Source organism: Comamonas antarctica (assembly GCF_013363755.1).
Lineage (GTDB): Bacteria > Pseudomonadota > Gammaproteobacteria > Burkholderiales > Burkholderiaceae_C > Comamonas > Comamonas antarctica.
The window spans coordinates 3,192,944-3,218,451 of sequence record NZ_CP054840.1 but is presented as its reverse complement, the minus strand read 5'-3'; the positions used below and the strand labels follow the sequence as shown (position 1 = coordinate 3,218,451).

At 69.2% G+C, this 25,508-nt stretch carries 17 protein-coding genes; 12 read left to right on the top strand and 5 right to left on the bottom strand.

All coding sequences use genetic code 11. The features are described from left to right. Positions 1–12: 12 nt before the first annotated feature. The 3 genes from HUK68_RS14885 to HUK68_RS14875 all read right to left on the bottom strand — a co-directional run bounded on the left by HUK68_RS14885 (position 13) and on the right by HUK68_RS14875 (position 2,329). Positions 13–813, bottom strand: a complete 801-nt coding sequence (locus tag HUK68_RS14885) for a BPSS1780 family membrane protein (protein ID WP_175504884.1) — start codon at positions 811–813, stop codon at positions 13–15. 152 nt (positions 814–965) lie between these two features. Then, entirely contained in the window at positions 966–1,925 is a 960-nt protein-coding gene (locus HUK68_RS14880; RefSeq protein WP_175504883.1) for a homoserine kinase, read from the bottom strand. A gap of 56 nt (positions 1,926–1,981) precedes the next feature. Continuing rightward, positions 1,982–2,329, bottom strand: a complete 348-nt coding sequence (locus HUK68_RS14875; RefSeq protein ID WP_175504882.1) for a hypothetical protein — start codon at positions 2,327–2,329, stop codon at positions 1,982–1,984. Positions 2,330–2,395: 66 nt separating this feature from the next. Here HUK68_RS14875 and polA point away from each other — a divergent pair, with 66 nt between their 5' ends. Together polA and HUK68_RS14865 are read left to right on the top strand one after the other, a co-directional pair. Beyond that, positions 2,396–5,224 carry a DNA polymerase I gene (polA, locus tag HUK68_RS14870; protein WP_175504881.1) on the top strand — a complete coding sequence of 943 codons (2,829 nt, stop codon included), beginning with the start codon at positions 2,396–2,398 and terminating at the stop codon, positions 5,222–5,224. A gap of 117 nt (positions 5,225–5,341) precedes the next feature. Then, the gene (locus HUK68_RS14865; RefSeq protein WP_175504880.1) at positions 5,342–6,163 is read left to right on the top strand and encodes a ZIP family metal transporter; all 822 of its coding nucleotides are present in this window, start codon (positions 5,342–5,344) and stop codon (positions 6,161–6,163) included. On the opposite strand, the gene HUK68_RS14860 is transcribed toward HUK68_RS14865, so the two are convergent. Further along, a complete protein-coding gene (locus tag HUK68_RS14860) occupies positions 6,155–6,919 on the bottom strand; it encodes a LytR/AlgR family response regulator transcription factor (RefSeq protein WP_175505858.1) in 765 nt (254 codons plus the stop codon). The two genes, HUK68_RS14865 and HUK68_RS14860, sit on opposite strands and share 9 nt — an antisense overlap. 8 nt (positions 6,920–6,927) lie before the next feature. Then, entirely contained in the window at positions 6,928–7,998 is a 1,071-nt protein-coding gene (locus HUK68_RS14855) for a sensor histidine kinase (protein ID WP_175504879.1), read from the bottom strand. Between the two features lie 52 nt (positions 7,999–8,050). On the opposite strand from HUK68_RS14855, the gene argH reads away from it, so the two are divergent. The 10 genes from argH (at position 8,051) to HUK68_RS14805 (ending at position 25,485) form a co-directional block, all read left to right on the top strand. Then, positions 8,051–9,508 carry an argininosuccinate lyase gene (gene argH, locus HUK68_RS14850; RefSeq protein ID WP_175504878.1) on the top strand — a complete coding sequence of 486 codons (1,458 nt, stop codon included), beginning with the start codon at positions 8,051–8,053 and terminating at the stop codon, positions 9,506–9,508. A 31-nt stretch (positions 9,509–9,539) separates the two neighbouring features. Further along, the gene (locus tag HUK68_RS14845; RefSeq protein WP_175504877.1) at positions 9,540–10,514 is read left to right on the top strand and encodes a Bug family tripartite tricarboxylate transporter substrate binding protein; all 975 of its coding nucleotides are present in this window, start codon (positions 9,540–9,542) and stop codon (positions 10,512–10,514) included. Between the two features lie 143 nt (positions 10,515–10,657). Next, complete coding sequence (locus HUK68_RS14840) at positions 10,658–16,636, top strand: alpha-2-macroglobulin family protein (RefSeq protein ID WP_244146356.1); 5,979 nt, start codon at positions 10,658–10,660, stop codon at positions 16,634–16,636. 142 nt (positions 16,637–16,778) lie between these two features. Continuing rightward, positions 16,779–17,819, top strand: a complete 1,041-nt coding sequence (locus HUK68_RS14835; RefSeq protein WP_175504875.1) for an ABC transporter ATP-binding protein — start codon at positions 16,779–16,781, stop codon at positions 17,817–17,819. Positions 17,820–17,890: 71 nt separating this feature from the next. Then, positions 17,891–19,177, top strand: a complete 1,287-nt coding sequence (locus tag HUK68_RS14830; protein WP_175504874.1) for an ABC transporter substrate-binding protein — start codon at positions 17,891–17,893, stop codon at positions 19,175–19,177. 4 nt (positions 19,178–19,181) lie between these two features. After that, positions 19,182–20,087 carry a carbohydrate ABC transporter permease gene (locus HUK68_RS14825; protein WP_175504873.1) on the top strand — a complete coding sequence of 302 codons (906 nt, stop codon included), beginning with the start codon at positions 19,182–19,184 and terminating at the stop codon, positions 20,085–20,087. Then, positions 20,084–20,926, top strand: a complete 843-nt coding sequence (locus tag HUK68_RS14820) for a carbohydrate ABC transporter permease (protein ID WP_175504872.1) — start codon at positions 20,084–20,086, stop codon at positions 20,924–20,926. The genes HUK68_RS14825 and HUK68_RS14820 overlap by 4 nt, the downstream gene beginning before the upstream one ends. 70 nt (positions 20,927–20,996) lie before the next feature. Then, positions 20,997–21,860: an endonuclease/exonuclease/phosphatase family protein gene (locus HUK68_RS14815; protein WP_175504871.1), complete on the top strand. Its 864-nt coding sequence runs from the start codon at positions 20,997–20,999 to the stop codon at positions 21,858–21,860. A gap of 5 nt (positions 21,861–21,865) precedes the next feature. Further along, a complete protein-coding gene (gene pbpC / locus HUK68_RS14810) occupies positions 21,866–24,064 on the top strand; it encodes a penicillin-binding protein 1C (protein ID WP_175504870.1) in 2,199 nt (732 codons plus the stop codon). Between the two features lie 239 nt (positions 24,065–24,303). Next, positions 24,304–25,485, top strand: coding sequence for an alpha-hydroxy acid oxidase (locus HUK68_RS14805; RefSeq protein WP_175504869.1), 1,182 nt, complete (start codon positions 24,304–24,306; stop codon positions 25,483–25,485). The last annotated feature ends 23 nt before the right edge of the window (positions 25,486–25,508 follow it).

Sequence of the window (25,508 nt, the reverse complement as noted above, 5' to 3'; positions counted from 1 at the left end):
ATCGCGCGGGCTTCAATCGCCACTGAGTTCCGGCTCGCGGCCGTCCGGCGCGGAAAAGCTGTCGCGGAAAGTGAACACCACCGAGGTGAAGAACATCGCGGCCAGCATCATGGCCGCGCCGACCATGATGCCGCCCGCAATCGAGCCGATCAGGCTGGCCAGGATGCCGGTCACGAGCGCCAGCACCATGCCGCAGGCGAGGAAGAAAACCATCCATGCCAGGCCGAACACCAGATACGCGCCCCAGTTGCGCAGGCAGGCGACAAAGCTGAAGAACAGCGCCTTGACGGGCGGAATGCCATGCCAGTGGATCAGGCCGGGCGCATGCCAGAAAGCCAGCGACAGCGGGATGTAGAGCGCCATCGACAGCCACATCGCCGCCTGGAACTCCGGGTCTTCGGCAATCTCGCGCGTCATGGTCTCGCCGCCGAGGTAGACCTCGGCAAAGGTGCCGCCATCGATCAGCGCCGACAGCCCCATGATCGCCAGAAAGGCCACGGCATACAGCAGGCCCAGCGTGACCATCGCGCGCAGGCGCTGGCGGCCGGTGCGAAACGCCACCAGCAGCAGCGTCGGCGTGGGAAAGCGGCCCTGCGTGGCTTCCGCGGCCGCGACCATCATGGCCAGCGAGGTGCAGGGCAGCAGCGCCAGCGCCAGCGCCGGCCCGATCAGCGGCACCAGCGAGACCAGCGACATGCCGGCAATCGCCAGGAAGAAAAGCGCGGCCAGCGCCATGGGTTGGCGCCAGAAGGTCTGGACGCCGAGTTTGACCCACTGCACACCGGTGCGCGCGGGAACGATCTGGAGTTTCATGAAGCGGTTTGAATCCTGGGGAGGCGTAGCGATGGCTGGCGCGTGCGGGCGCCAACAGCGCTACTGTACCGCAGGCATTTTTGACCGGCATCCGGCTGCTGGCATTCGGCCGCTGGCCTTGCCGGCAACACCCCGCAAGGCAAGGCGCAAGCCTATGCCGCCAGGCTCAGTGGATGCGCGATGCGCTGGCGCAGCACGCGCTCGAAGTGGCGCGGGTCGTGCGGCGTGAGCAGCGCGGCTTCGCGCGGCAGGTAGAAGTCCCACAGGCGCGAGATCCAGAAGCGCAGTGCGCTGGCGCGCAACTGGGCATTGAGCAGTTCGCGCTCGGCGCCGGTGAGCGGGCGCACGCGCTGGTAGGCGGCCAGCATGGCCTGGGCGCGCGGCGCGTCGTGCGCGCCCGTGGCGTGGTCGATGCACCAGTCGTTGAGACAGACGGCGAGATCGAACAGCCAGGTGTCGACACCCGCGAAGTAGAAGTCGAAGAAGCCGGTGAGCTGCTCGCCCTCGAACATGACGTTGTCGCGGAACAGGTCGGCATGCACCGGGCCGCGCGGCAGCGCCGCATAAGCCGACGAGGCAGCAATATGGTTCTGGAAGGCCAGTTCGGACTGCAGCAGTTCGGCCAGCGCGCCGTCCAGATAGGGCTGCACCACGGGCGCGGTCTCATTCCACCAGGGCAGGCCGCGCAGGTTGGGCTGCTGGCGTCCGAAGTCGCGGCCCGCGAGGTGCATGCGCGCCAGCATCTCGCCCACGGCCGCGCAGTGCACGGGCGCGGGCGCGAGCTGGCTGCTGCCGCGCAGCCGGTTGACCACGGCCGCAGGCTTGCCGCACACGCGCAGCAGGATGTCGCCGGTCTGGCGGTTGGCCTGCGGGTCGGGCACGGGGATGCCGGCGTGCGCGAGGTGCTTCATCAGGTGCAGGTAGAACGGCAGCTGCTGGGCCGTGAGGCGCTCGAACAGCGTGAGCACCCATTCCCCCTGGTCGGTAGTGAGGAAATAGTTGGTGTTTTCAATGCCGCCCTGGATGCCGCGCAGGCTCTGGAAGGTGCCCAATGGCAGTTGGCGCAGCAGCTCGCGCGCCTCTTTTTCGGAGACTTCGGTAAAAACAGCCATGGCAGGGGCTCGCCCGGGGGGGCGGCGCAGGAAGGAGAAGGGAAAGAAGGAAGCGCTTAGAACTTGCGGAGGTTCCACACCCGCGGGCCCGTGATTTCGGAGCCGCTGCGGTTGCGCGCGCGCTCGCCTTCGGTGGGCTGGACTTCATAGGCGGGCATCTCGGTGACCTTGGGGGTCACGGTGATGCTGCGGGTCTGGCCGCCGATGCGCAACTCGTCGACGCGGCTGCCTTCGTCCTCGATGCGGATGCGCTCCACGCGCTGATTCGTCCGGTCGGGCGGCGCGTCAGGCGCACCCTCGATGGGAGTGCCAGGCGCTCCCTCGATGGGAGTGGCGGGCAGACTCTGGGCCAGCACGGGGCCGGCAGCCAGGCTGAGGAGAAGGAGGAGTGGAGCGGCGCGCATGGTGGGATTGTAGAGCCTGGGGAATTGCGCGCATAGCAGCCTCTGCGCGCGTGCACAATCGCTGGCATGAGCAATTCCAAGACACTGGTGCTGGTGGACGGCTCCAGCTATCTCTACCGCGCCTACCACGCCATGCCCGACCTGCGGGCGCGCCCCGGCGATCCGGCCAGTCCCGCCACGGGCGCGATCCGCGGCATGATCAACATGCTGCAGTCGCTCAAGCGCGAGGTGCCGGCCGACTACGCGGTCTGCATCTTCGATGCCAGCGGGCCGACCTTCCGCGACGCGATCTATCCCGAATACAAGGCGCACCGCTCGCCGATGCCCGACGACCTGCGCACGCAGATCGAACCGATCCACGCCGTGGTGCGCATGCTGGGCTGGCCGGTGCTGGCCATCAACGGCGTCGAGGCCGACGACGTGATCGGCACGCTGGCGCAGGTGGCTTCGCGCCAGGGCGTGCGCGTGGTGGTCTCGAGCGGCGACAAGGACCTGAGCCAGCTGGTCGACGAGCACATCACCATCATCGACACCATGAACGGCAAGGTGCGCGACGTGGCCGGCGTGACGGCCGAGTTCGGCGTGCCGCCGTCGCTGATGGTCGATTACCAGACGCTGGTCGGCGATACCGTCGACAACGTGCCCGGCGTGCCCAAGGTCGGGCCCAAGACCGCGGCCAAGTGGCTCAATGAATACGGCTCGCTCGATGCGCTGCTGGCGCGCGCCGACGAGATCAAGGGCGTGGCTGGGCAGAACCTGCGCGACAGTCTCGACTGGCTGCCCACGGGCCGCCAGCTGGTGACCATCAAGACCGACTGCGACCTGGTCGAGCATGTGGTGGGCCTGCCGTCGCTCGACGCGCTGGAATGGCGCGCGCCCGAAGACCGCGCGCTGCGTGATTTCTACATGGAATACGGCTTTCGCGGCCTGGCCATGGCGCTGGAAAACCGCGCCGAGGCCGAGGCCGAGGCGGCAAGCAAGGCCAAGCCCAAGGCCGGCAAGCCGCGTGCCGACCAGGACACGGACGACATGTTTGCCGAGCGCCAGGAGTCGGAGGAAGCCACCGAGGAAGCCATTGCCGCGCAGGAGCGCAAGGTCGACTACGACGTGATCCTGACCTGGGAGAGCTTCGACGCCTGGCTCGCGAAGATCGAGGCCGCGCCGCTCACGGCGCTCGACACCGAGACCACCTCGCTGGACGAGCTGCAGGCCAAGATCGTGGGCCTGAGCTTCAGCGTCGCGCCGGGCGCGGCGGCTTATATCCCGCTGTGCCACGAAGGCCTCGACGTGCCGGCGCAGCTGCCGCTCGATGAAGTGCTGGCGCGCCTCAAGCCCTGGCTCGAGAATCCCGAGCGCCCCAAGCTGGGCCAGCACATCAAATACGACCGCCATGTGTTTGCCAACCATGGCATCGACGTGCGCGGCTACGCCCACGACACCATGCTGCAGAGCTATGTGCTCGAAGTGCACCGCCCGCATGGCCTGACCAGTCTGGCGCTGCGCCATACCAACCGCACCGGCACCAGCTATGAGGACCTGTGCGGCAAGGGCGCGCGCCAGATCCCGTTCGCGCAGGTGCCGGTCGAGAAGGCCGCGGCCTATTCCTGCGAAGACTCCGACCAGACGCTCGACGTGCACCGCGTGCTGTGGCCGCAGCTCGAGGCCGAGCCCCGGCTGCGTGCGGTCTACGCGCTCGAACTCGAGACCAGCGAGGCGCTGTTTCGCATCGAGCGCAATGGCGTGCTGATCGACGCCGCGGCGCTGGCCAAGCAGAGCAACGACCTGGGCCAGCGCATCGTGCAGCTGGAAAACGAGGCCTTCGAAATCGCGGGCCAGCCGTTCAACCTGTCGAGCCCCAAGCAGCTCGGCGAGATCTTCTTCGACAAGCTGGGCATGCCGGTGGTGAAGAAGACCGCGACGGGCGCGCGCAGCACCGATGAGGAAGTGCTGGAGAAGCTCGCGGCCGACTATCCGCTGCCGGCCAAGCTGCTCGAGCACCGCAGCCTGTCCAAGCTCAAGGGCACCTACACGGACAAGCTGGCGCAGCTCGCGCTGCCGCGCACGGGCCGCGTGCACACGCACTATGCGCAGGCCGTGGCGGTGACGGGCCGCCTGTCGAGCAACGACCCGAACCTGCAGAACATTCCGATCCGCACGCCCGAAGGCCGGCGCGTGCGCGAGGCGTTCGTCGCGGCTCCGGGCCATGTGATCGCCAGCGCCGACTATTCGCAGATCGAGCTGCGCATCATGGCCCACCTGTCGGGCGACGAATCGCTGCTGCGGGCTTTCCAGGAAGGCCGCGACGTGCACCGCGCCACCGCCGCCGAGGTTTTCAGCGTCGAGGTCGAGCAGGTCAGCAGCGAACAGCGCCGCTATGCCAAGGTCATCAACTTCGGCCTGATCTACGGCATGAGCAGCTTCGGCCTGGCGAAGAACCTGGGCATAGAGACCAAGGCCGCGGCGGCCTACATCGACCGCTATTTCCAGCGCTATCCCGGCGTCAAGCGCTACATGGACGACACCGTGGAATTCGCGCGCGCCCATGGCTATGTCGAGACCGTGATGGGCCGGCGCCTGTATCTGCCGGACATCAATGGCGGCAACGGCCCGCGCAAGAAGGCCGCCGAGCGCCAGGCCATCAACGGGCCGATGCAGGGCACGGCGGCCGACCTGATCAAGCAGGCCATGGTCGCGGTGCAGGCCGAGCTCGATGCGCACCGGCCCACGGTGCAGGTCGTGCTGCAGGTGCACGATGAACTGGTGTTCGAGCTGCCCGAGAGCGATGTCGACTGGCTCAGGAGCGAGATTCCGCGCCTGATGGCGGGCGTGGCGCAGCTCCAGGTGCCGCTGCTGGCGGAAGTCGGTGTGGGGCCGAACTGGGACCAGGCGCATTGATGCCGGCGGGGGGGAGGATCAGGGTCTGGTTTTTCCTCCCGGCCCACGCGCCCGGCGCGCTTCTGCCAAAATCCCCGGCCTTGGCCGCAAAGGCCCTTCCAAAAAGAAAATCAAGCTATGACCCTGGCAGCAATCATTCTGGCCACCCTGGCCGCGGGCATTGGCAGCGTGTGGGTGGCGGCGCTGCTCATGCGCGTGGGCGTTTCGGCGAAGAATGGCGGCATGATGCCGCAGCGGCTGCTGAGCCTGGCGGCGGGCGCGCTGCTGGCCACGGCCTTCATGCACCTGCTGCCCGAAGCCTTCGAGAGCGAGGCCGGCGCGCACGACCTGTTCCTCACGCTGCTGATCGGCGTGGTGTTCTTCTTCCTGCTCGACAAGGCCGAGCTCTGGCACCATGGCCATGAGCATGGCCATGGGCACGACAACCACCCGGACCACCACCATGATCACGCGCACGGGCATGACCATGGCCATGGCCATGGCAAATCCACGGGCGGGTGGGCGGTGCTCACGGGCGACAGCGTGCATTGCTTTGGCGACGGCGTGCTGATTGCCTCGGCGTTCCTCGCCGACATGCGGCTGGGCCTGATTGCCGCGGCTTCGGTGCTGGCGCACGAGGTGCCGCACCACATCGGCGATCTGGTGGTGCTGCGCAACGCCAGCGGCAACCGGCGCGTGGCACTGATCAAGGTCTCGCTGGCCGGCGCCGTGACGGCGCTGGGCGGCATGGCCGGCTACTTCCTGGTCGGCCAGCTGCATGACTGGCTGCCGTATTTCCTGGTGCTGGCGTCGAGCAGCTTTGTCTACGTCGCGCTGGCCGACCTGATTCCCCAGCTGCAAAAGCGCCTCACCGCGCGCGAGACCATTGCGCAGATCGCCTGGCTGGTGGCGGGCATGGTGCTGGTCACCGTGGTCAGCGGCCTGGCGCACTCACACTGAAGAATCCGCGGCCTCGCGCAGCGCCGCGCGCACGCCCGCGAGCTGGCGCCGCGAGACCGCCAGCGGCTCGTCGATGCCTTGCAGGCGCACGGCCCAGCCTTCGCCCTCCTCGGGGTCGTGGTGCTTTTCCAGCGCGCGCAGCGCCTGGCGCGCGACCAGCGCGTTGCGGTGGATGCGCAGGAACTGCGCGCCATGGCGCGCCTCGAGTTCATTGAGCGTGCTGTCGAGGATGTAGCTTTGCGTGGCGGTGCGCACCGTCAGGTACTTGAGCTCGGCCTTGAAATAGATCACTTCGTCGAGCGGCACGCGTTCGGTGCGGCCGCGGTCCTGGATCAGCAGCGCGTTCGCGCCGGCCTGGCGCGCGCTGGCCGGCAGGCGCTGGCGCATCAGCTTGGCCAGGGTCTGCTGCAGCCGCGGCAGGCGCACCGGCTTGGTCAGATAGTCCATGGCATCGAGCTCGAACGCATTGACCGCATGCAGGCTGTAGGCAGTGACGAAAACCAGCGCCGGCGGCGGCTGTATGCCGCGCAGGCGCGCGGCCAGCGCCAAGCCGTCCATGCCCGGCATGTGGATATCGAGCAGCACCAGCTCGATGCCGCAGCCCGGCGCCTGCAGCAGTGCCCAGGCCTGCTCCGCATCGGCCGCTTCGTGCGGCACCAGCGGCGGCAGCGCGGGGTCGGCGCGCGCGGCATCTTCGAGCAGCGTCCGCAGCCGGCTGCGCGCCAGTGCTTCGTCATCGACCAGCAGGATATGCAATGCGGAATTCAAGCCGTTTTCTCCAGGGGCAGGATGATGCGCACGCGCCAGCCGCCCTGATGCGGGCCGGCGCTGAACTCGGCCTGCAGGTCGTGCAGCAGCGACAGGCGCTCGCGCACGTTGCGCAGCGCCATGCCGTGGCCGGGTTGGACCGGGGCGGTGCGGGGCGGCAGGCTGTTGGTGAGGGTGATGCGCACGCGGCCTTTGCGCACTTCGGTGCAAAGCGCGAGCGTGCCGCCTGCGGGGCAGGGCTCGATGCCATGGCGGATCGCGTTTTCCACCAGCGGCTGCAGCAGCAGCGGCGGCAGGCGCGCGGCATCCGCCGCCGGGTCCAGTTGCCAGTTGGTGCGCAGCCGCTCGCCAAAGCGCACCTGCTCGATCGCCAGATAACGCTGGGCCAATGCGATCTCTTCGTGCAGCGTGGTGCTGGCATGGGGCTCGGCCAGCGCGCCGCGGAACAGGTCGCTGAGGTCCTCGAGCAGGGCTTCGGCCTTGGCGGGTTCGGCGCGCACCAGCGCAATGGCGCTGTTGAGCGTGTTGAACAGGAAATGCGGGCGGATGCGCGACTGCAGCTCCGCCAGCCGCGCGGTGGTTGCCGCCGGTGCGCGGCCGCGCGCGCGCAGCTGCAGCGCGGTCACCAGCAGCGCCGCGAACAGCGCGCCACTGGCGGCGCTGGCCAGCCAGGACGACACCGGGGCCGTGTCGACCAGCCACAGCATGGCGCAGGCATAGAGGCCGCACAGCGCGCCCAGCGCCATGCCGGCCGCATACTGGGCCGGCACCGGCAGGCGCTGCAGCAGGCGCTTGAGCGCGCAGGCCGTGACCAGCCACAGCAGCGTGCCGGGCAGCGTGCCGCTGGTGAACAAGGCCGTGCGCACCAGCCATTCGAGCGCCGATCCGGCCCCGAAAAGCGCGGCGGTGGCGACCACCGCCTGCACGAACAGCACGGCGCGCAGCACCACGCCGACATGGCAGGCATCGAACACCAGCAAGCGCTGCGCCGCACCGGCCGTGGGGGCTAGTGGGGGGCTGGTTTCGGCGGGCGCGCGCGGGGTCGATAAAATTTGCATATCCTGCATTGCGGCACCCGGCTTGTTCCGGCTGCCTGAACCCTTAGATTATTGCCCCTCCATGTCCGACAATTCCACCTCGCAGCCTTCCCACAACCAGCTCGACACCAAGGCGCAGGCCTGGTCGGCGCTGTTTTCCGAACCCATGAGCGACCTCGTCAAGCGCTACACCTCGAGCGTGTTCTTCGACAAGCGCCTGTGGCAGGCCGACATCATGGGCAGCCTGGCGCACGCCGAAATGCTGGCGGCGCAGGGCATCATCTCGGCCGAGGACCATGCGTCGATCCAGAAGGGCATGGCGCAGATCACTTCCGAGATCGAAGCCGGCGGCTTTGACTGGAAGCTCGATCTCGAGGACGTGCACCTGAACATCGAGGCGCGCCTCACGCAGCTGGTGGGCGACGCGGGCAAGCGCCTGCACACCGGCCGCAGCCGCAACGACCAGGTCGCGACCGATGTGCGCCTGTGGCTGCGCGGCGAGATCGACGTGATCAGCGGTCTGCTGGTCGAGCTGCAGAAGTCGCTGGTCGAAACCGCCGAGCGCCACATCGAAGTCATCCTGCCGGGCTTCACCCACCTGCAGGTGGCCCAGCCGGTGAGCTTCGGCCACCACCTGCTGGCCTACGTGGAAATGTTCAAGCGCGATGCCGAGCGCATGGCCGACGTGCGCCGCCGCGTCAACGTGCTGCCGCTGGGCGCAGCCGCGCTGGCCGGTACCACCTACCCGCTGGACCGCGAGCGCGTGGCGCGCACGCTGGGCATGGAAGGCGTGTGCCAGAACAGCCTCGACGCCGTGAGCGACCGCGACTTCGCGATCGAATTCACTGCCGCCGCTTCGCTGTGCATGGTGCACATCAGCCGCTTCTCGGAAGAACTGATCCTGTGGATGAGCCAGAACTTCGGTTTCATCAGGATCGCCGACCGCTTCACCACGGGCTCGTCGATCATGCCGCAGAAGAAGAACCCCGACGTGCCCGAACTCGCGCGCGGCAAGACCGGCCGCGTGGTCGGCCACCTGATGGGCCTGATCACGCTGATGAAGGGCCAGCCCCTGGCCTACAACAAGGACAACCAGGAAGACAAGGAGCCGCTGTTCGACACCGTCGACACGCTCAAGGACACGCTGCGCATCTTCAGCGAAATGGTCGGCGGCCAGCTCAACCCGGCCACGGGCGTCAAGGAAGGCGGCATCGGCGTCAACGCCGACGCCATGGAGCGCGCCGCGCTCAAGGGCTATGCCACGGCCACCGACCTGGCCGACTATCTGGTCAAGAAGGGCCTGCCGTTCCGCGATGCGCATGAAACCGTGGCGCATGCCGTCAAGGCCGCGATCAGCGAGGGCGTGGACCTGTCGGAGCTGCCGCTGGCCACGCTGCAGGGCTTCCACCCGCAGATCGAGCAGGACGTGTTCGAGTGCCTGAGCCTGCGCGGCTCGCTCAACGCGCGCAACACGCTGGGCGGCACCGCGCCCGCCCAGGTGCGCGCGCAGCTCGCACGCCATCAGGCGCGCCTGGCCTGAACGCCTTCCACCGATAACCACTGGAGTGCCCATGCGCCTGTCCCGCCGCCGTCTTCTGTCCCATGCCGCCGCCGTGTCTGCCGCCGTGGGCTGGGGTGCCGTGCATGCGGCCGATCCCCAGCCGATACGCATACTGGTGGGTTTTCCACCGGGCGGCGGCTCGGACGTCATTGCGCGGCTGCTGGCCGAGAAGCTGCGCCATGAGCTGGGGCAGACGGTGCTGGTTGACAACCGGCCCGGCGCGGGCGGGCAGATCGCGGCGCAGCTGCTCAAGAGCGCGCCCGCCGACGGCCACACGCTGTTTCTCACGCACGACCACACGATTTCCATCCTGCCGCAGGTCGTGAAGAAGCCAGGCTTCGATCCGGCGCAGGATTTCGTGCCGGTGGCCGGCATCGCGACCTTCGTGAACGCGCTGGCGGTCTCCAGCCAGAACCCGGCGAGGAACCTTGCCGAGTACGTGCAGTGGGTGCGCCAGCAGGGCGGCAAGAGCGCGGTGGGCATTCCGGCACCGGCCTCGACACCCGAATTCCTGGTCAAGCAGCTGTCGGAGCGTTTCGAACTCGACCTGGTGGCGGCGCCGTACCGCGGCAGCGCGCCGATGCTGGCCGACATGCTGGGCAACCAGATTCCCGCGGGTATCGCCGCGGTGCAGGATTTCATCGAGCACCAGCGCGCGGGCAAGATGCGCGTGATCGCGGTGCTCGGCGACAAGCGCCAGGCCTCGATGCCCGAGGTGCCGACGCTGGCCGAGCAGGGCGTCAAGGGCTATGAAGACCTGCCGTATTACGGCATCTACGCGTCCCGGGGCACGCCCCCGGCCTTCATCGAGCGCTTCTCGGCGGCCACGGCCAAGGTGCTGCAGCTGCCGGACGTGCGCGAGCAACTGGTGGCGCTGGGCCTGACGGTGGGCCACATGGCGCCGCAGCAGCTCGCGCAGCGCGAGCAGGCCTATACGCGGGCCTGGACGGCCATCATCCGCAAGAGCGGCTTCCAGCCGCAGTGAGCTAAAACCCTGCATTCATGCAGGGTTTTTTTTGGCAAAGCGCGCCCGCCCCACCATCATCGCCCGATACGCCGCAAAAGGCCGCCACCAAGCGTGCCAGGGCATCGCCGGCCACGCCGGATCGAGAGGGGTTATTCGTGGGAATCAAGCAATGGACGGGCGCCGCCTTGGCGCTGTGGGCCGGCAATGCGCTGGCGCTGGCCGTGGGACAGTTCAACCCGCAGGGCGAAGTCGCCAAGGTGCAGCAGGTGCGCGTGCAGTTCGACAGCGCGGCGGTGCGCTTTGGCGACCCCAAGGCCGCGGCGCCGCTGCAGCTGGCTTGCAGCGACGCGCAGGCCGCGGCTGGCACGGGCCGCTGGACCAGCGAGCGCGAATGGGTGTTTGACTTCGCGCGCGCGCTGCCGCCCGGCGTGCGCTGCACGGCGCAGCTGCAGGCCGGCCTGAAGTCGCCCTCGGGCCAGGTGCTCACGGGCACCACGCGCTACCAGTTCAGCACCGGCGGGCCGCAGGCGATCTCCATCGCGCCGTCGACCTACGAGTCCATCGATGAAGCGCAGTATTTCGTGCTGCGCTTCAACGGCCCGGTGGCGCGCGACACGCTGCTGGCCAATGCCTACTGCGCGCTCGAGGGCGTGGGCGAGCGCATTCCGCTGCGCTGGATCGACGGCAGCGAGCGCACCGAACTGCTGAAGATGCGCCATTGGGAAAAGCCGGCAGCCGCCGCGCCCCAGGAATTCGCCACGCTGGCCTGCAGCCGCACGCTCACGGCCGGCGCCAAGCTGCGGCTGGTGCTGGGCAGCGGCGTGGCCACGCCCAGCGGCATTGCCACGCGCAGCGCGCAGGAGTTCGGCTATACCGTGCGCGAGCCGTTTGCCGCGCAGATGCGCTGCGAGCGCGAGAACGCGCAGGCCGCCTGCCTGCCGATCCGCCCGATCCGGCTGTCCTTCAATGCGCCCGTGCCGCGTGCGCAGGCCGAGGGCATACGCCTGCAGGGCGGCGGCGCCACGCTCAAGCCGCTGATCGACGAGGGCGATGATTCCACGGTGCGCCCCGACCCGCAGGCGCTGGTCGAGAGCCTGCGCTTCGAGGGCCTCAGCGCGCTGACCAGCTACCAGCTGCAGCTGCCCGCGGGCTTCAAGGACGCGGCGGGGCGCACGCTGCGCAATGCCGACGCCTTCCCGCTCACCGTGGCCACGGCCGACATGCCGCCGCTGGTCAAATTCGCGGCCGCGCCGTTCGGCATCGTCGAGCGCTTTGCCGAAGGCCCCAAGGGTCCGGCGCTGCTGCCGGTGACGGTGCGCAAGGTCGAGCCGGCGCTTGCCGGCCAGCAGTTGCAGCCGGGCAGCCAGGTCAGCCTGATCGAGCCGCGCAGCGATGCCGAGATCATTGCCTGGCTGCACAAGCTCGAAGACTACGAGCGCGGCCAGATCCCGCGCAAGCGCGCCCGGGCCGATGTGCGCGGGCCGCTGCCGCCGGTGATCGACCGCGACAACCGCGACTACGTGCAGACGCGCATGCTGTCGCTGCTGGCCGGGCAGCCGCAAGCCAAGGCAATGCTGCTTCCGGCCGCGGTGGCGGGCGACCCGCGGCCGTTCGAGGTGGTGGGCATTCCGCTCGAGCCGGGCTTCCATGTGGTGGAGATCGCATCGCCGCTGCTGGGCACGGCGCTGCTCGATGAGCGCTATGGCGCGCAGCGCAGCATGTATGTGCGCAGCTCGGCGCTAGTGACCAACCTGGCAGTGCATTTCAAGCTCGGACGCGAGAACTCCGCGGCCTGGGTGACCACACTCGACAAGGGCCAGGTCGTGCCCGGCGCCAAGGTGCAGGTCTCGAGCTGCAATGGCGAGGTGCTGGCCTCGGCGACCACCGATGCGCAGGGCGTGGCGCGCTTTGCCGACCTGTCGCCCGAGCCCCCGGCCTGCCGCGGTGAAGGCTACCGCAACGCCGCGTATTTCGTCAGCGCGCGCGCCCAGACTGCGGGCGGCCCCGAACTCGCGTTTGCCTGGAGCGACTGGCAGCGCGGCATCGAGCCCTGGCGCTTCAATGTGCCGACCAGCCGCGAGGCCACGGCCGACCTGCGCGCGCACACCGTGTTCGACCGCACGCTGCTGCGCGCCGGCGAGACGCTGGCCATGAAGCACTTCCTGCGCCAGCAGACCAGCGCCGGCCTGGCACTGCCGCAGCAGCGGCCCGCCGAGCTGCGCATCACGCATATCGGCAGCGGCCAGCGCTTCACCCAGCCTTTGGCCTGGCGCAGCACAGGCAGTGGCGGCCTGAGCGCCGAAAGCCGGTTTGCCGTGCCCGCGGGCGCCAAGCTCGGCGAGTACCAGGTGGAACTGCGCGACCCGCAGGAGCGGGCGAGCTTCCAGCCGCTGTCCAGCGGTTCGTTCCGCGTCGAGGAATTCCGCCTGCCGGTGTTCGAGGGCCGCGTCGGCCCGGTGGACAAGAAGCCGCTGGTGCGTGCCGAGACGCTGCCGGTGCAGGTGCAGCTCAACTATCTGTCGGGCGGGCCGGCCGATGGCCTGCCGGTGAAGGTGTCGGCGCTGGTGCGCGCGAAATCCATGGATTTCGCCGGCTATGAGGATTTCAATTTCGGCGCGCCGCGCGCGGCCGCCGACGGCACGCAAAGCGATGACGAGGAAGCCACGGCCGCGCAGGACACCAAGGTGGTTGCCGATGCGCTGCCGCTGGTGCTGGACCGCCAGGGCGCGGGCCGGATCGAGCTCAAGGCCTTGCCGCGCGGCAACCAGGCGCGCGAACTGCTGGTCGAGGCCACCTATGCCGACCCGAGCGGCGAGGTGCAGACGCTGCGCAGCACGCAGACGCTGTGGCCCGCGGCCGTGGTGGCCGGCATCCAGGCCGAGAACTGGGTCTCGACCGCGCGCGAGATGCAGTTCCAGGCGCTGGCGCTGGGGCTCGAGGGCAAGCCGCTGGCGGGCGCCGCGCTCAAGGTGCAGGCCGTCGCGCGCATCACCACCAGCAGCCGCAAGCGGCTGGTCGGGGGCTTCTACAGCTATGACAACCAGACCTCGCTCAAGGACCTGGGCACGGTCTGCTCGGGCAAGAGCGATGCCCAGGGCCGGCTGCGTTGCAGCGCGAAGATCGCCCAGGCCGGCGAGATCGAACTCGTGGCCACGGCCAGCGACAGCGCGGGCCATGAAGCCCAGGCCGCGACCTCGGTCTGGGTCACGGGCCAGGGCGAGCTGTGGTTTGGCGGCGAGGACCATGACCGCATGGAACTGCTGCCCGAGCAGCGCAGCTATGCGCCCGGCGAGACCGCGCGGCTGCAGGTGCGCATGCCGTTTCGCCATGCGACGGCGCTGCTGGCCGTCGAGCGCGAAGGCATTCTGAGCACGCGCGTGCTGCAGCTCGAAGGCGAGAACCCGACGGTGGAGCTGAAGATCGAGGACAGCTGGGGCCCGAACGTCTACGTGAGCGTGCTGGCGCTGCGCGGGCGCCTGCGCGAAGTGCCCTGGTACAGCTTCTTCACCTGGGGCTACCAGTCGCCGCGCGCCTGGTGGAATGCGTTTTGGCATGAGGGCCGCGAATACGTGGCGCCGACCGCGCTGGTCGACCTGAGCCGGCCCGCGTTCCGACTGGGAATGGCCGAACTCAAGGTCGATGCCGCGGCCCACCGCATCGATGTGCAGGTGCGCGCCGACCAGGAAAGCTATCCGGTGCGCGGCAAGGCGCAGATCACGATCAGCGCCAAGCTGCCCAATGGCCAGCCCGCGGCAGGGGCCGAGGTTGCGCTGGCCGCCGTCGACCAGGCGCTGCTCGAACTCATGCCCAACGGCAGCTGGAACCTGCTCGACGCGATGCTGCCGCGCCGCGCCTGGGGCGTGCAGACCGCCACGGCGCAGATGGAAGTCATCGGCCGGCGCCACTACGGCCGCAAGGCCGTGCCCGCGGGCGGCGGCGGCGGGCGCAGTCCGCGGCGCGAGCTGTTCGACAGCGTGCTGCTGTGGCAGCCGGCCGTGGTGCTCGATGCCAAGGGCCAGGCCAGCGTGAGCGTGCCGCTCAACGATTCGCTGACCAGCTTCGAGATCGTGGCCGTGGCCGATGCCGGAGCGCAGCAGTTCGGCACCGGGCGCACCCGCATCCGCAGCACGCAGGACCTGCAGATCATCAGCGGCCTGCCGCCGCTGGTGCGCGAGGGCGACCGTTTCCGCGCCCAGGTCACGCTGCGCAACACCACGCAGCGCGCGATGCAGGTCGAGGTGACGCCGCGCGCCGCGCCGCTGGCATTGCAGGCGCAGCGCATCGCGCTGGCCGCGGGCGCGTCGCAGGAAGTCGCGTGGGAGGTCACGGTACCGGTCAACGCCGCGGGCAGCAGCGCGCTGGAGAACCTCGCCGCGGGCCTGGACTGGGAGATCGACGCCCAGGACGTGACGCCGGGCGCGCCGCCGGCGCGCGACGCGATTCGCACGCGCCAGCGCATCGAGGCGGCCGTGCCGCTCACGGTGCAGCAGGCGACGCTGGTGCAGATCGATGGCCAGTGGCAGCTGCCGGTGGCGCCGCCCGCCGATGCCTTGCCCGGCCGCGGCGGGCTGCGCCTGGCGCTCGCGCCCAAGCTGGCCGATGGGCTGCCCGGCGTGCGCGACTGGTGGCTGCGCTATGCCTATACCTGCCTGGAGCAGATCAGCAGCCGCGCGCTGGGCCTGGGCGATGCCCCGCAGTGGCAGCAGGTCATTGCCAAGATGCCCAGCTATCTCGACGAGAACGGCCTGGCCTCGTACTTCCCGCCGCGCGCCGGCGCCCCGCACCACGGCAGCGACACCCTGACCGCGTATCTGCTGGCCGCCAGCCACGAGGCATCGCGCCATGATCCGCGCCTGGCGCTGCCCGATGCGCTGCGCGCGCAACTCGAAAGCGCGCTGATCGCGTTTGTCGAGGGCCGGCTGGAGCGCGCGGGCAGCAACCCGCGCAACGAGCAGGCGCTGGCGCTCGATGTGCGCAAGCTCGCGGCCATCGAGGCGCTGTCGCGCCACGGCCGCGCCGTGCCGCGCATGCTCGACAGCATCCGCATCGCGCCCACGCAATGGCCCACGCATGCGCTGCTCGACTGGGTGCAGATCCTGCAGCGCCTGCCCGAAGCCGCGCAGCGCGAAACGCGTTTGCAGGAAGCCAAGCAGCTGCTGCAAAGCCGGCTGTCGTTCCAGGGCAGCCAGGTGGTGTTCAGCACCGAGAAGGACGACCACTGGTGGTGGCAGATGCAGGGCGGCGACAGCAATGCCGCGCGCCTGCTGCTCACGGCGCTGACGTTGCCCGAATGGAAGGACGACGTGCCGCGGCTGGCGCAAGGCCTGATCGCGCGCCAGCGCGGCGGCGCCTGGAGCACGACCACGGCCAACCTGTGGGGCGTGCTCGCGCTGCAGGCCTTCTCGCGCGAACGCGAAAGCACGCCGGTGGCCGGGCGCACCGTGGCGCAGCTGGGCACGCAAAGCGTGGTCAAGGAATGGCGCGGCATGGCCGCGTCGCCCGCGGTGATGGCGGGCGTGCCGGCGGCTGGGGCGCCGCTGGGCGCCACGCCCGTGGGCGCGCCGGTCGCCAGCGCGGGCGCCAACAGCCTGTTCCTGCCCTGGGCGGCAGGCCCGCTCACGGTCACGCACGAAGGCGCGGGCAAGCCCTGGCTCAGCCTGCAGGCCGTGGCCGCCGTGCCGCTGAGCAAGCCGTTCAGCGCGGGCTATACGGTGCGCAAGACCGTCACGCGCGTCGCGCCCTCGCAGCTGCCCGCAGGCAGCTACCAGCGCGGCGAGGTGCTCGATGTGACGCTCGATGTCACCTCCACCGCCGACATGGCCTGGGTCGCGGTCACCGACCCGATTCCCGCGGGCGCGACCATTTTGGGCAGCGGCCTGGGCCGCGACTCGGAAATTGCGCAGCAGGGCGGGCCGCGCGAAGAGGGCGTCGACACGCCGACTTTCGAGGAGCGCAGTTTCTCGTCGTGGCGCGGATACTACGAATGGCTGCCGCGCGGCAATTACAAGCTGCGCTACCGTGTGCGCCTGAGCAATGTCGGCGAGTTCGCGCTGCCGCCCACGCGCGTCGAGGCACTCTACGCGCCCGAGATGTTCGGCGAGGCGCCGAACGCCTCGGTGAAGGTGCAGCCCGCGCCCTGAGCGTCACACAAGGGCGCCGCTGCATGTCACAAACGGGTCGTTGCGCCCGCGTGGCATGCAGCGCATGCGCCGCGTGACATCAGGGTAAGCACGGGCAAAATTGACATCCATCCGTCACATGAGCTGCCTAGACTAGGCACCCATGTCCTTGATAGAACTCGACGGTGTCGCAAAGTCCTGGGGTGCAACGACGGCGCTGCGCGCGCTGCATTTGCGCATAGAACCGGCAACTTTCTGCGTGCTGCTCGGGCCTTCGGGCTGTGGCAAGTCGACGACGCTGCGCATCATCGCGGGGCTCGAGACGGCCACCGAGGGCAGCGTGCGCATCGATGGCCGCGAGGTGGGCCATCTGCCGCCGGCGCAGCGTGGCATCGCCATGGTGTTCCAGAACTACGCGCTGTTTCCGCATCTGACGGTGGCGCAGAACATCGGCTTCGGCCTGTCGGTGCGCAAGGTGCCCGCGGCCGAATCGGCCAAGCGCCTGGCCGAGGCCGCGCAGCTGCTCGGGCTCACGGGCCTGCTCGACCGGCGCCCGGGCCAGCTCTCGGGCGGCCAGCAGCAGCGCGTGGCGCTGGGCCGCGCGCTGGTGGCGCAGGCCAAGGTCTGCCTGATGGACGAGCCGCTGTCGAATCTCGATGCCCAGCTGCGCCAGGAGATGCGCAGCGAGCTGCGCGAACTGCAGCAGCGCCTGGGGCTCACCGTGGTCTATGTAACGCACGACCAGGCCGAGGCCATGAGCATGGCCGACCAGGTGGTGCTGCTGCACCAGGGCCAGGTCGAGCAATGCGCCACGCCGCGCGAGATGTATGCGCGGCCCGCGAGCCGCTTTGCCGCGCGCTTCATCGGCACGCCGGCCATGAATCTGATTTCCCTCGAACACGGCCGCATTGCGGGCAGCGATGTCGGCGTCGGCGCGGACGGCGCGCGCTGCATGGGCCTGCGCCCCGAAGCCATTGCCGTGGTGAATGCATCGCAGCCCGGCTTCGATGCCCAGGTCGTGGGCCAGGAATACCTGGGCGCCGACCTGGTGCTGCGCTGCCGCATCGGCAGCGAGGTGCTCACGGTGCGCGCGCCCGGCCCGCAGCAGGTGCCCACGGGCGCGCCGGTGCGCCTGGCCTGGCATGCAGGCGACACGCATTTCTTTGGCAGCGACGGGCTGCGCATTGCTACGCGCGCCGGCTGAATCCGCGCCCTTGCGGTTTTTGGGCATTGCCGCGGCGGTGCCCGCCCCCGTGTTTTTTTTCAGGAGTTTCCATGCATCGCAAGACCTTCATCCAGACCCTGGCCCTGGCCGGTGCCCTCGGCACGCTGGGCCTGGCCCATGCCCAGGCGCAGGTGGAAGTGCCGTTCTACTACCCGGTGGCCGTGGGCGGCGCCATTGCCAAGACCATCGATGGTTTCGCGGCCGACTTCATGAAGGCCAACCCGAACATCAAGCTCACGCCGATCTATGCCGGCACCTACCAGGAAACCATCGTCAAGGCGCTCACGGCGCACAAGTCGGGCAAGCCGCCCGCGACCTCGGTGCTGCTGTCGACCGACATGTTCACGCTGATCGATGAAGACGCGATCGTGCCCATCGACCAGTTCGTGAAGACGGCCGACGACCAGGCCTGGCTCAAGGGCTTCTACCCGGCCTTCATGGCCAACAGCCAGACCGGCGGCAAGACCTGGGGCGTGCCGTTCCAGCGCTCGACGGTGGTGATGTACTACAACAAGGACCTGTTCAAGCAGGCAGGGCTCGATCCGAACCGCGCGCCGCAGACCTGGAAGGAACTCAGCGACGCCGCGCAGAAGCTCACGCGCAAGGACGCGAGCGGCAAGGTCGTGCAGTACGGCATCCAGATTCCCTCGACCGGCTTTGGCTACTGGATGCTGCAGACGCTCACCACGCCCAACGGCGTGCTGCTGGCCAACGACACCGGCACCAAGGTCACGCTCGACCATCCCAAGGTCATCGAGGCGCTCGACTACTGGGTCAACCTTGCGCGCCAGGGCGTGCACCCCAGCGGCGTGGTCGAGTGGGGCACCACGCCCAAGGACTTCATCGAACAGAAGGCGGCGATCATCGTCACCACCACCGGCAACCTCACCAACCTCAAGGCCAACGCCAAGTTCGATTTCGGCGTCGGCCAGATCGCGGGCAACGTGCGCAAGGGTTCGCCCACGGGCGGCGGCAACTTCTACATTTTCAAGAAGTCCACACCCGCGCAGCAGCAGGCCGCGTTCGAGTTCATCAAGTGGGTCACCCAGCCCGAGCGCGCGGCGCAGTGGAGCATGGACACCGGCTACGTGGCCGTGTCGCCCGCGGCGTACGAGACGCCGACGCTGAAGAAGTACGGCCAGGAGTTCCCGCCGGCACTGGTCGCGCGCGACCAGCTGCCGGTGTCGGTGGCCGAGTTCTCGACGCATGACAACCAGCGCGTGACCAAGCTGCTCAACGACGCCGTGCAGGCCGCGCTCAACGGCAGCAAGACGTCGGCGCAGGCGCTCAAGGACGCGCAGCGCGAGGCCGACCGCCTGCTGCGCAGCTACCAGTAAGCGCATGGCTGCGGGTCCGATTCTCGCGCCACGCGCAGCTGTCAGCCAGGGCGCCCTGCATGCCTGGCTGTTGCTGCTGCCGGCGCTGGTGCTGCTGGTGTCGTTCACGCACTGGCCCGCGCTGGCCACGCTGGTCGACAGCTTCTTCTCAACGCCGCGCGGCAGCCGGCCCGCGCAGTGGGTCGGCCTGGAGAACTACCAGGTGATGGTCGAGGACCCGGTGTTCTGGCAGGCGGTGCGCAACAACCTGTGGTTTGCGGGCGCGACGATTCCGCTGTCGATCGGCCTGGCGCTGGTCATGGCGCTGTGGGTCAATGAGCGCCTGAGCGGCCGCGCCTTCCTGCGCATGGCCTACTTCACGCCCACGGTGCTGCCGATGATCGCGGTGGCCAATATCTGGCTGTTCTTCTACACGCCGCAATACGGGCTGCTCGAGCAGATCACGGGCGCGCTGGGCCTGCCCTCGCACAACTGGCTCGGCGATCCGTCGACGGCGCTGGCCTGCGTCACGCTGGTCGCGATCTGGAAGGAGGCCGGCTTCTTCATGATCTTCTATCTCGCGGCGCTGCAGACGCTCAACCCGAGCCTCAAGGAGGCCGCGGCCATCGAGGGCGCGTCGCGCTGGTATTACTTCCGCCGCGTGCAGTGGCCGCTGCTGATGCCGACCACGCTGTTCGTGCTGGTCAATGCCGTGGTGAATGCGTTCCGCCTGGTCGACCATGTGTTCATCCTGACGCGCGGCGGACCGGACAACGCCACCAGCCTGCTGCTCTACCACCTCTATGAAGTCGGCTTCAAGTTCTGGGATGCGGGCTATGCGGCGGCCATCACCGTGGTGCTGGTGGTGGTGCTGGCCAGCGTCGCGCTGTTCCAGTTCTTCGTGTTGGACAAGCGGGTGCATTACAAATGAGCGCAAGACAATTGCCGCGCCCGGGGCCGGCGCTGTACACCGCGTCGTGGCTCGACACGGCCGCGGCCTGGCTGCTGGCGCTGCTATGGATACTGCCGCTGGTGTATGCGGTCTGGACGGCCTTTCACCCCGCCGAGTTCTCCGCGCGCTTCGATCTCGCCGCGCCCTGGACGCTCGAGAACTTCCGCCATGCCTGGCAGGCCGCGCCGTTTGCGCGCTACTTCCTCAACACCACGCTGCTGGTGGCCATGATCCTGGGCGCGCAGCTGGTGCTCAGCACGCTCGCGGCGTATGCGTTCGCGCGCTACGAATTCCGCGGCAAGAACATTGCGTTTGCACTGGTGCTGGTGCAGCTGATGATCATGCCCGACATCCTGCTGGTGGAGAACTACCAGACCATGGCCAGGCTGGGCCTGGTCGACAGCCTGCTGGCCATCGGCCTGCCGTATTTCGCGTCGGCGTTCGCGATCTTCCTGCTGCGCCAGACCTTCATGGGCATTCCCAGGGAACTGGACGAAGCCGCGCGCGTCGAGGGCGCGAGCGCGCTGCAGACGCTGTGGCGCGTCTACGTGCCGCTGGCCAAGCCGGTCTATACCGCGTTTGCGCTGGTGTCGGTGAGCTTCCACTGGAACAACTTCCTGTGGCCGCTGATCATCACCAACAGCGTCGAGTCGCGCCCGCTCACCGTGGGGCTGCAGGTGTTTTCCTCGGTGGAGCAGGGCGTCGAATGGTCGACCATCACCGCGGCCACGCTGATGACCTCGGCGCCGCTGCTGATCGCCTTCCTGCTGTTCCAGCGCCAGTTCGTGCAGAGTTTCATGCGCGCCGGCATCAAGTAGCTCAGGCGGCGCAAGGCGCAAGCGGCCTTTGCTGGCTTGCAGCGCCTGCGCCTTGGGTTGTAATGCATCCATGAACATCCTCAGCTGGAATACGCAGTGGTGCTGCGGCCTCGACAAGCAGGTCAGCCCGCAACGCATCATCGAACAGGCGCGCGCGCTGGCCGATGCCGACGTGCTGTGCCTGCAGGAAATCGCCATCAACTACCCGGGCCTCGAAGGCAAGCCCGGCGACCAGCTGGCGCAGCTGCAGCAACTGCTGCCGGGCTGGCAGCTGTTCTTTGGCGCGGCCGTCGACGAGTTCACCAGCGCGGGCCGCCAGCGCTTTGGCAATCTGATCGCCACGCGGCTGCCGGCCTTGCAGGTGCAGCATTTCCCCTTGCCCTATCCCGCTGACGCCGGTGTGCGCAGCATGCCGCGTATGTGCACCGTGGTGACGGTGATGGATGCGCGCCTGGGCGCGGTGCGCATCATGACCACGCATCTCGAGTACTACTCCAAGCCCCAGCGCATGGCGCAGGCGCGCGCGCTGCGCAGTCTGCACCTTGCCGCCAGCAATGTGGCCGCCGCGCCGCCCGAGGAATGCCGCGACGGCTCGCCGTTCCAGACCAAGGCGCAGACGCCGCATGCCGTGCTGTGCGGCGACTTCAACTTCGAGGCGCACGAGCCCGAATACGCGGCGCTGACCGCGCCCTGGACCGCGGGCGAAGAGGGCGCGTTGCAACCGGGCCAGTGGCATGACAGCTGGCGCGTGCTGCACCCCGATCAGCCCCAGCCGCCGACCTTCAAGCTGTTCGACCGGCGCTACGGCCCCGAGCCGATTGCCTGCGACTTCATGCTGGTCAGCGACAGCCTGCGCTCGCGCGTGCGCGCCTGGGATGTCGACGCCAAGACCCAGGCTTCGGACCACCAGCCCGTGGCGCTGACGCTGGGTTGAGCGCGGTGGCGCGCGTTCGAACCCTGGCCTGCTGCGGCGTGCTGCTGGCCGCGGCGCCCGCGGCCTGGGCCCTGCCCAGCTATGACGAGGTGCGCGCTGCGCACCGTCCCTCCGAGACCCTGGTGCTGTCGCGCGAGGGCGAAGTGCTGCAGCGGCTGCGCACCGATGCCAGCGTGCGCCGCGGCGAATGGGTGGCGCTGGCCGATGTCTCCACCGCGCTGCGCACGGCGCTGGTGCTCAGCGAAGACCAGCGTTTCTATGAACACAGCGGCGTGGACTGGGCGGCGGTGTCGTCGGCGGCCTGGGGCCGGCTGTGGCACCAGCGCACGCGCGGCGCGAGCACCATCACCATGCAGCTGGCCGGCCTGGTCGATGGCGACTGGCAGCGCGGCCCGGGCGGGCGCACGCTGGTGCAAAAGCTCGGCCAGAGCGTGGCCGCGCAGGTGCTCGACCGGCGCTGGCGCAAGGACCAGATCCTCGAGGCCTATCTGAACCTGGTGCCGTTCCGCGGCGAACTGGTGGGTATCGACGCGCTGTCGCGCACGCTGTTCGGCAAGGCCGCGCATGGCCTTGATGCGCGCGAGGCCGCCGTGGCCGCGGTGCTGGTGCGCGCGCCCAACGCCGCGCCCGCGCGCGTGGCGCAGCGCACCTGCGCGTTGCTCGAGCAGCTGCAGAAGCAGCGCGTCGACTGCGAAGCCCTGGCGCTGTTCACCGAAAGCAGCCTGCAGCAGCGGCAATGGCCGGCGGCCGATGGCGTGGCGCCGCATTTTGCGCGGCGCGTGCTGGCGGAAACCGGGGCGCCGGCGAACGGCAGCCTGCGCAGCACGCTCAGCGGCCCGGTGCAGCGCCAGGCGATGCGCAGCCTGCAGCAGCACCTGCGCGAATTGCAGGGCCGCAATGTCGAGGACGGCGCGGTGCTGGTGCTGGACAACGCCACGGGCGAGGTGCTGGCCTGGGTCGGCTCCTCGGGCGCGTTGAGCCAGGCGCGCGAAGTCGACGGCGTGGTGGCGCTGCGCCAGCCCGGCTCGACGCTCAAGCCCTTTCTCTATGCCCAGGCGCTGGCCGAGAAGCGGCTCACCGCGGCCTCGCTGATCGAGGATTCGTCTGCCCACATTCCCACGCCCGGCGGACTGTACATCCCGCAGAACTACGACCGGCGCTTCAAGGGCTGGGTCACGGTGCGCACGGCGCTCGCGGCCTCGCTCAACGTGCCCGCGGTGCGCACGCTGGCCATGGTCTCGCCCGATGCGTTCTTCGAGCAGCTGCGCGCGCTGGGCATGCCGCTGCGCGAAAGCGGCGGCTACTACGGCTACAGCCTGGCGCTGGGCAGTGCCGAGGTGCAGCTGCTGCAGCTGACCAATGCCTACCGTGCGCTGGCCAATGGCGGCTGCTGGCGGCCCGTGGCCGCGGCGCAGCTGGCGGCGGCCGCCGGGCCCGCGCCGGCCTGCAGGAACGCGCTCGATGCGCGCGCGGCATTCATCGTCGGCGACATCCTGTCCGACGGCAATGCGCGCGCGCCGACTTTCGGCACCGACAGCGTGCTGGCCACGCGCTTCTGGACGGCGGTGAAGACCGGCACCAGCAAGGACATGCGCGACAACTGGGCCGTGGGCTGGTCGCAGCATTACACCGTGGGCGTCTGGGTCGGCAATGCGGGCGGCGCGGCCATGCATGGCGTGAGCGGCAGCAGCGGCGCCGCGCCGATCTGGGCCGACGTGATGGCCCAGCTGCATGCGCAGCGCGCCAGCCGCGCGCCGCGGCCGCCCGCAGCCACGCCGCAACGCCCGGCCTTGCTGCGCGCCGAGGTGCGCTACGGCCCTGACCCGGCCACGCGCGAGCCACTGGCGGCGGCGCGCAGCGAATGGTTCCTGCCCGGCACGCAGCAGGCGCTGTTCGCGCTCGAATCGAATGCCGCGACCGCGGCCTCGGCGGCGCAGGGCCGCATCCTGCGCCCCGTGGCCGGCACCATCATCGCGCTCGACCCCGACATTCCGCCCGACCGCCAGCGCCTGCAGTTCGCGGCCCAGCGCCCGGGCGGCGATGCGCGCGCGCTGCGCTGGTGGCTCGACGGCAAGGAGGTCGCGCGCGGCGCGCACTGGGCCTGGCTGCCCTGGCCGGGACGGCACCGGATGGAGCTGCGCGACGCGCGGGGAGCGGTGCTCGACAGCGTGGGGTTCGAGGTGCGGGGAGCGGGAGTGCGCTGAGAGAGAGCACTTGATGCGATGGTGGATGTAGGATGCTCGCTGCCAAGCTCGGGGCGAACCGTCGTCAACCCGTTCGTGCTGAGCTTGTCGAAGCATGAACGTCCCACGCCTGGTGTCGAGCGGGCCGTGTATGTAGTCTGTACAAAATTTCACGCCCGCCGAAATCCTTTCAACGCCGCGCCGCACACAGCGCCGCCGCCGCGCATTACGATGCACCCTGTTCAGAAAAGGGCAACCCAGTGGTATCCGACCTCTCCCACATCACCTGCATCGAAGACCTGCGCGCGGTGGCGCAGCGGCGTGTGCCGCGCATGTTCTACGACTACGCGGATTCAGGCTCGTACACGCAGTCCACCTACCGCGCCAACGAAAGCGATTTCCAGCGCATCCAGCTGCGCCAGCGCGTGGCCGTGAATCTCAGCGGGCGCAGCACGCGCACCACCATGCTGGGCCAGGAAGTGGCGATGCCGGTGGCGATCGCGCCCACCGGGCTGACCGGCATGCAGCATGCCGACGGCGAGATCCTCGGCGCGCGCGCGGCCAAGGAATTCGGCGTACCGTTCACGCTGTCGACGATGAGCATCTGCTCGCTCGAAGACGTGGCCGAGGCCACGCAGCGCCACCCGTTCTGGTTTCAGCTGTATGTGATGCGCGACCGCGGCTACATCGAGAACCTGATCGACCGCGCCAAGGCCGCGAACTGCTCGGCGCTGCAGATCACGCTCGATCTGCAGATCCTGGGCCAGCGCCACAAGGACATCAAGAACGGCCTGTCGACGCCGCCGCGGCCGACGCTGCGCAACCTGCTCAATCTCGCCACCAAGCCGCACTGGTGCCTGGGCATGATAGGCACGAAGCGCCGTACTTTCGGCAACATCGTGGGCCACGCCAAGGGCGTGTCCGACCTGTCCTCGCTGTCGTCGTGGACGGCCGAGCAGTTCGACCCGCAGCTGAGCTGGGCCGATGTCGAATGGATCAAGAAGCGCTGGGGCGGCAAGATCATTCTCAAGGGCATCATGGATGCCGAAGACGCGCGCTTTGCCGTCGACAGCGGCGCCGATGCGCTGGTGGTGAGCAACCACGGCGGGCGCCAGCTCGACGGCGCGCCCTCGTCGATCGCGGCGCTGCCGTCGATCGTCGAGGCCGCGGGCAAGGACATCGAGGTCTGGATGGATGGCGGCATCCGCAGCGGCCAGGACGTGCTCAAGGCGCGCGCGCTGGGAGCGCAGGGCACGCTGATCGGACGCAGCTTCCTCTACGGCCTGGGCGCCTATGGCCAGCCCGGCGTGGCACGCGCGCTGCAGATCATCCAGCGCGAACTCGACATCAGCATGGCGTTCTGCGGCCGCACGCACATCGACCAGGTGGACCGTTCCATCCTGGTGCCGGGCAGCTATCCACTGCCGTTTCCGGCGGCTTGAGCCGGGCCGCGCCGCATCTCTGA

Coding starts and splice junctions, on each gene's coding strand:
- HUK68_RS14885 (WP_175504884.1), bottom strand. CDS start 813: ATGAAACTCCAGATCGTTCCCGCGCGCACCGGTGTGCAGTGGGTCAAA.
- HUK68_RS14880 (WP_175504883.1), bottom strand. CDS start 1,925: ATGGCTGTTTTTACCGAAGTCTCCGAAAAAGAGGCGCGCGAGCTGCTG.
- HUK68_RS14875 (WP_175504882.1), bottom strand. CDS start 2,329: ATGCGCGCCGCTCCACTCCTCCTTCTCCTCAGCCTGGCTGCCGGCCCC.
- polA (WP_175504881.1), top strand. CDS start 2,396: ATGAGCAATTCCAAGACACTGGTGCTGGTGGACGGCTCCAGCTATCTC.
- HUK68_RS14865 (WP_175504880.1), top strand. CDS start 5,342: ATGACCCTGGCAGCAATCATTCTGGCCACCCTGGCCGCGGGCATTGGC.
- HUK68_RS14855 (WP_175504879.1), bottom strand. CDS start 7,998: ATGCAGGATATGCAAATTTTATCGACCCCGCGCGCGCCCGCCGAAACC.
- argH (WP_175504878.1), top strand. CDS start 8,051: ATGTCCGACAATTCCACCTCGCAGCCTTCCCACAACCAGCTCGACACC.
- HUK68_RS14845 (WP_175504877.1), top strand. CDS start 9,540: ATGCGCCTGTCCCGCCGCCGTCTTCTGTCCCATGCCGCCGCCGTGTCT.
- HUK68_RS14835 (WP_175504875.1), top strand. CDS start 16,779: ATGTCCTTGATAGAACTCGACGGTGTCGCAAAGTCCTGGGGTGCAACG.
- HUK68_RS14830 (WP_175504874.1), top strand. CDS start 17,891: ATGCATCGCAAGACCTTCATCCAGACCCTGGCCCTGGCCGGTGCCCTC.
- HUK68_RS14825 (WP_175504873.1), top strand. CDS start 19,182: ATGGCTGCGGGTCCGATTCTCGCGCCACGCGCAGCTGTCAGCCAGGGC.
- HUK68_RS14820 (WP_175504872.1), top strand. CDS start 20,084: ATGAGCGCAAGACAATTGCCGCGCCCGGGGCCGGCGCTGTACACCGCG.
- HUK68_RS14815 (WP_175504871.1), top strand. CDS start 20,997: ATGAACATCCTCAGCTGGAATACGCAGTGGTGCTGCGGCCTCGACAAG.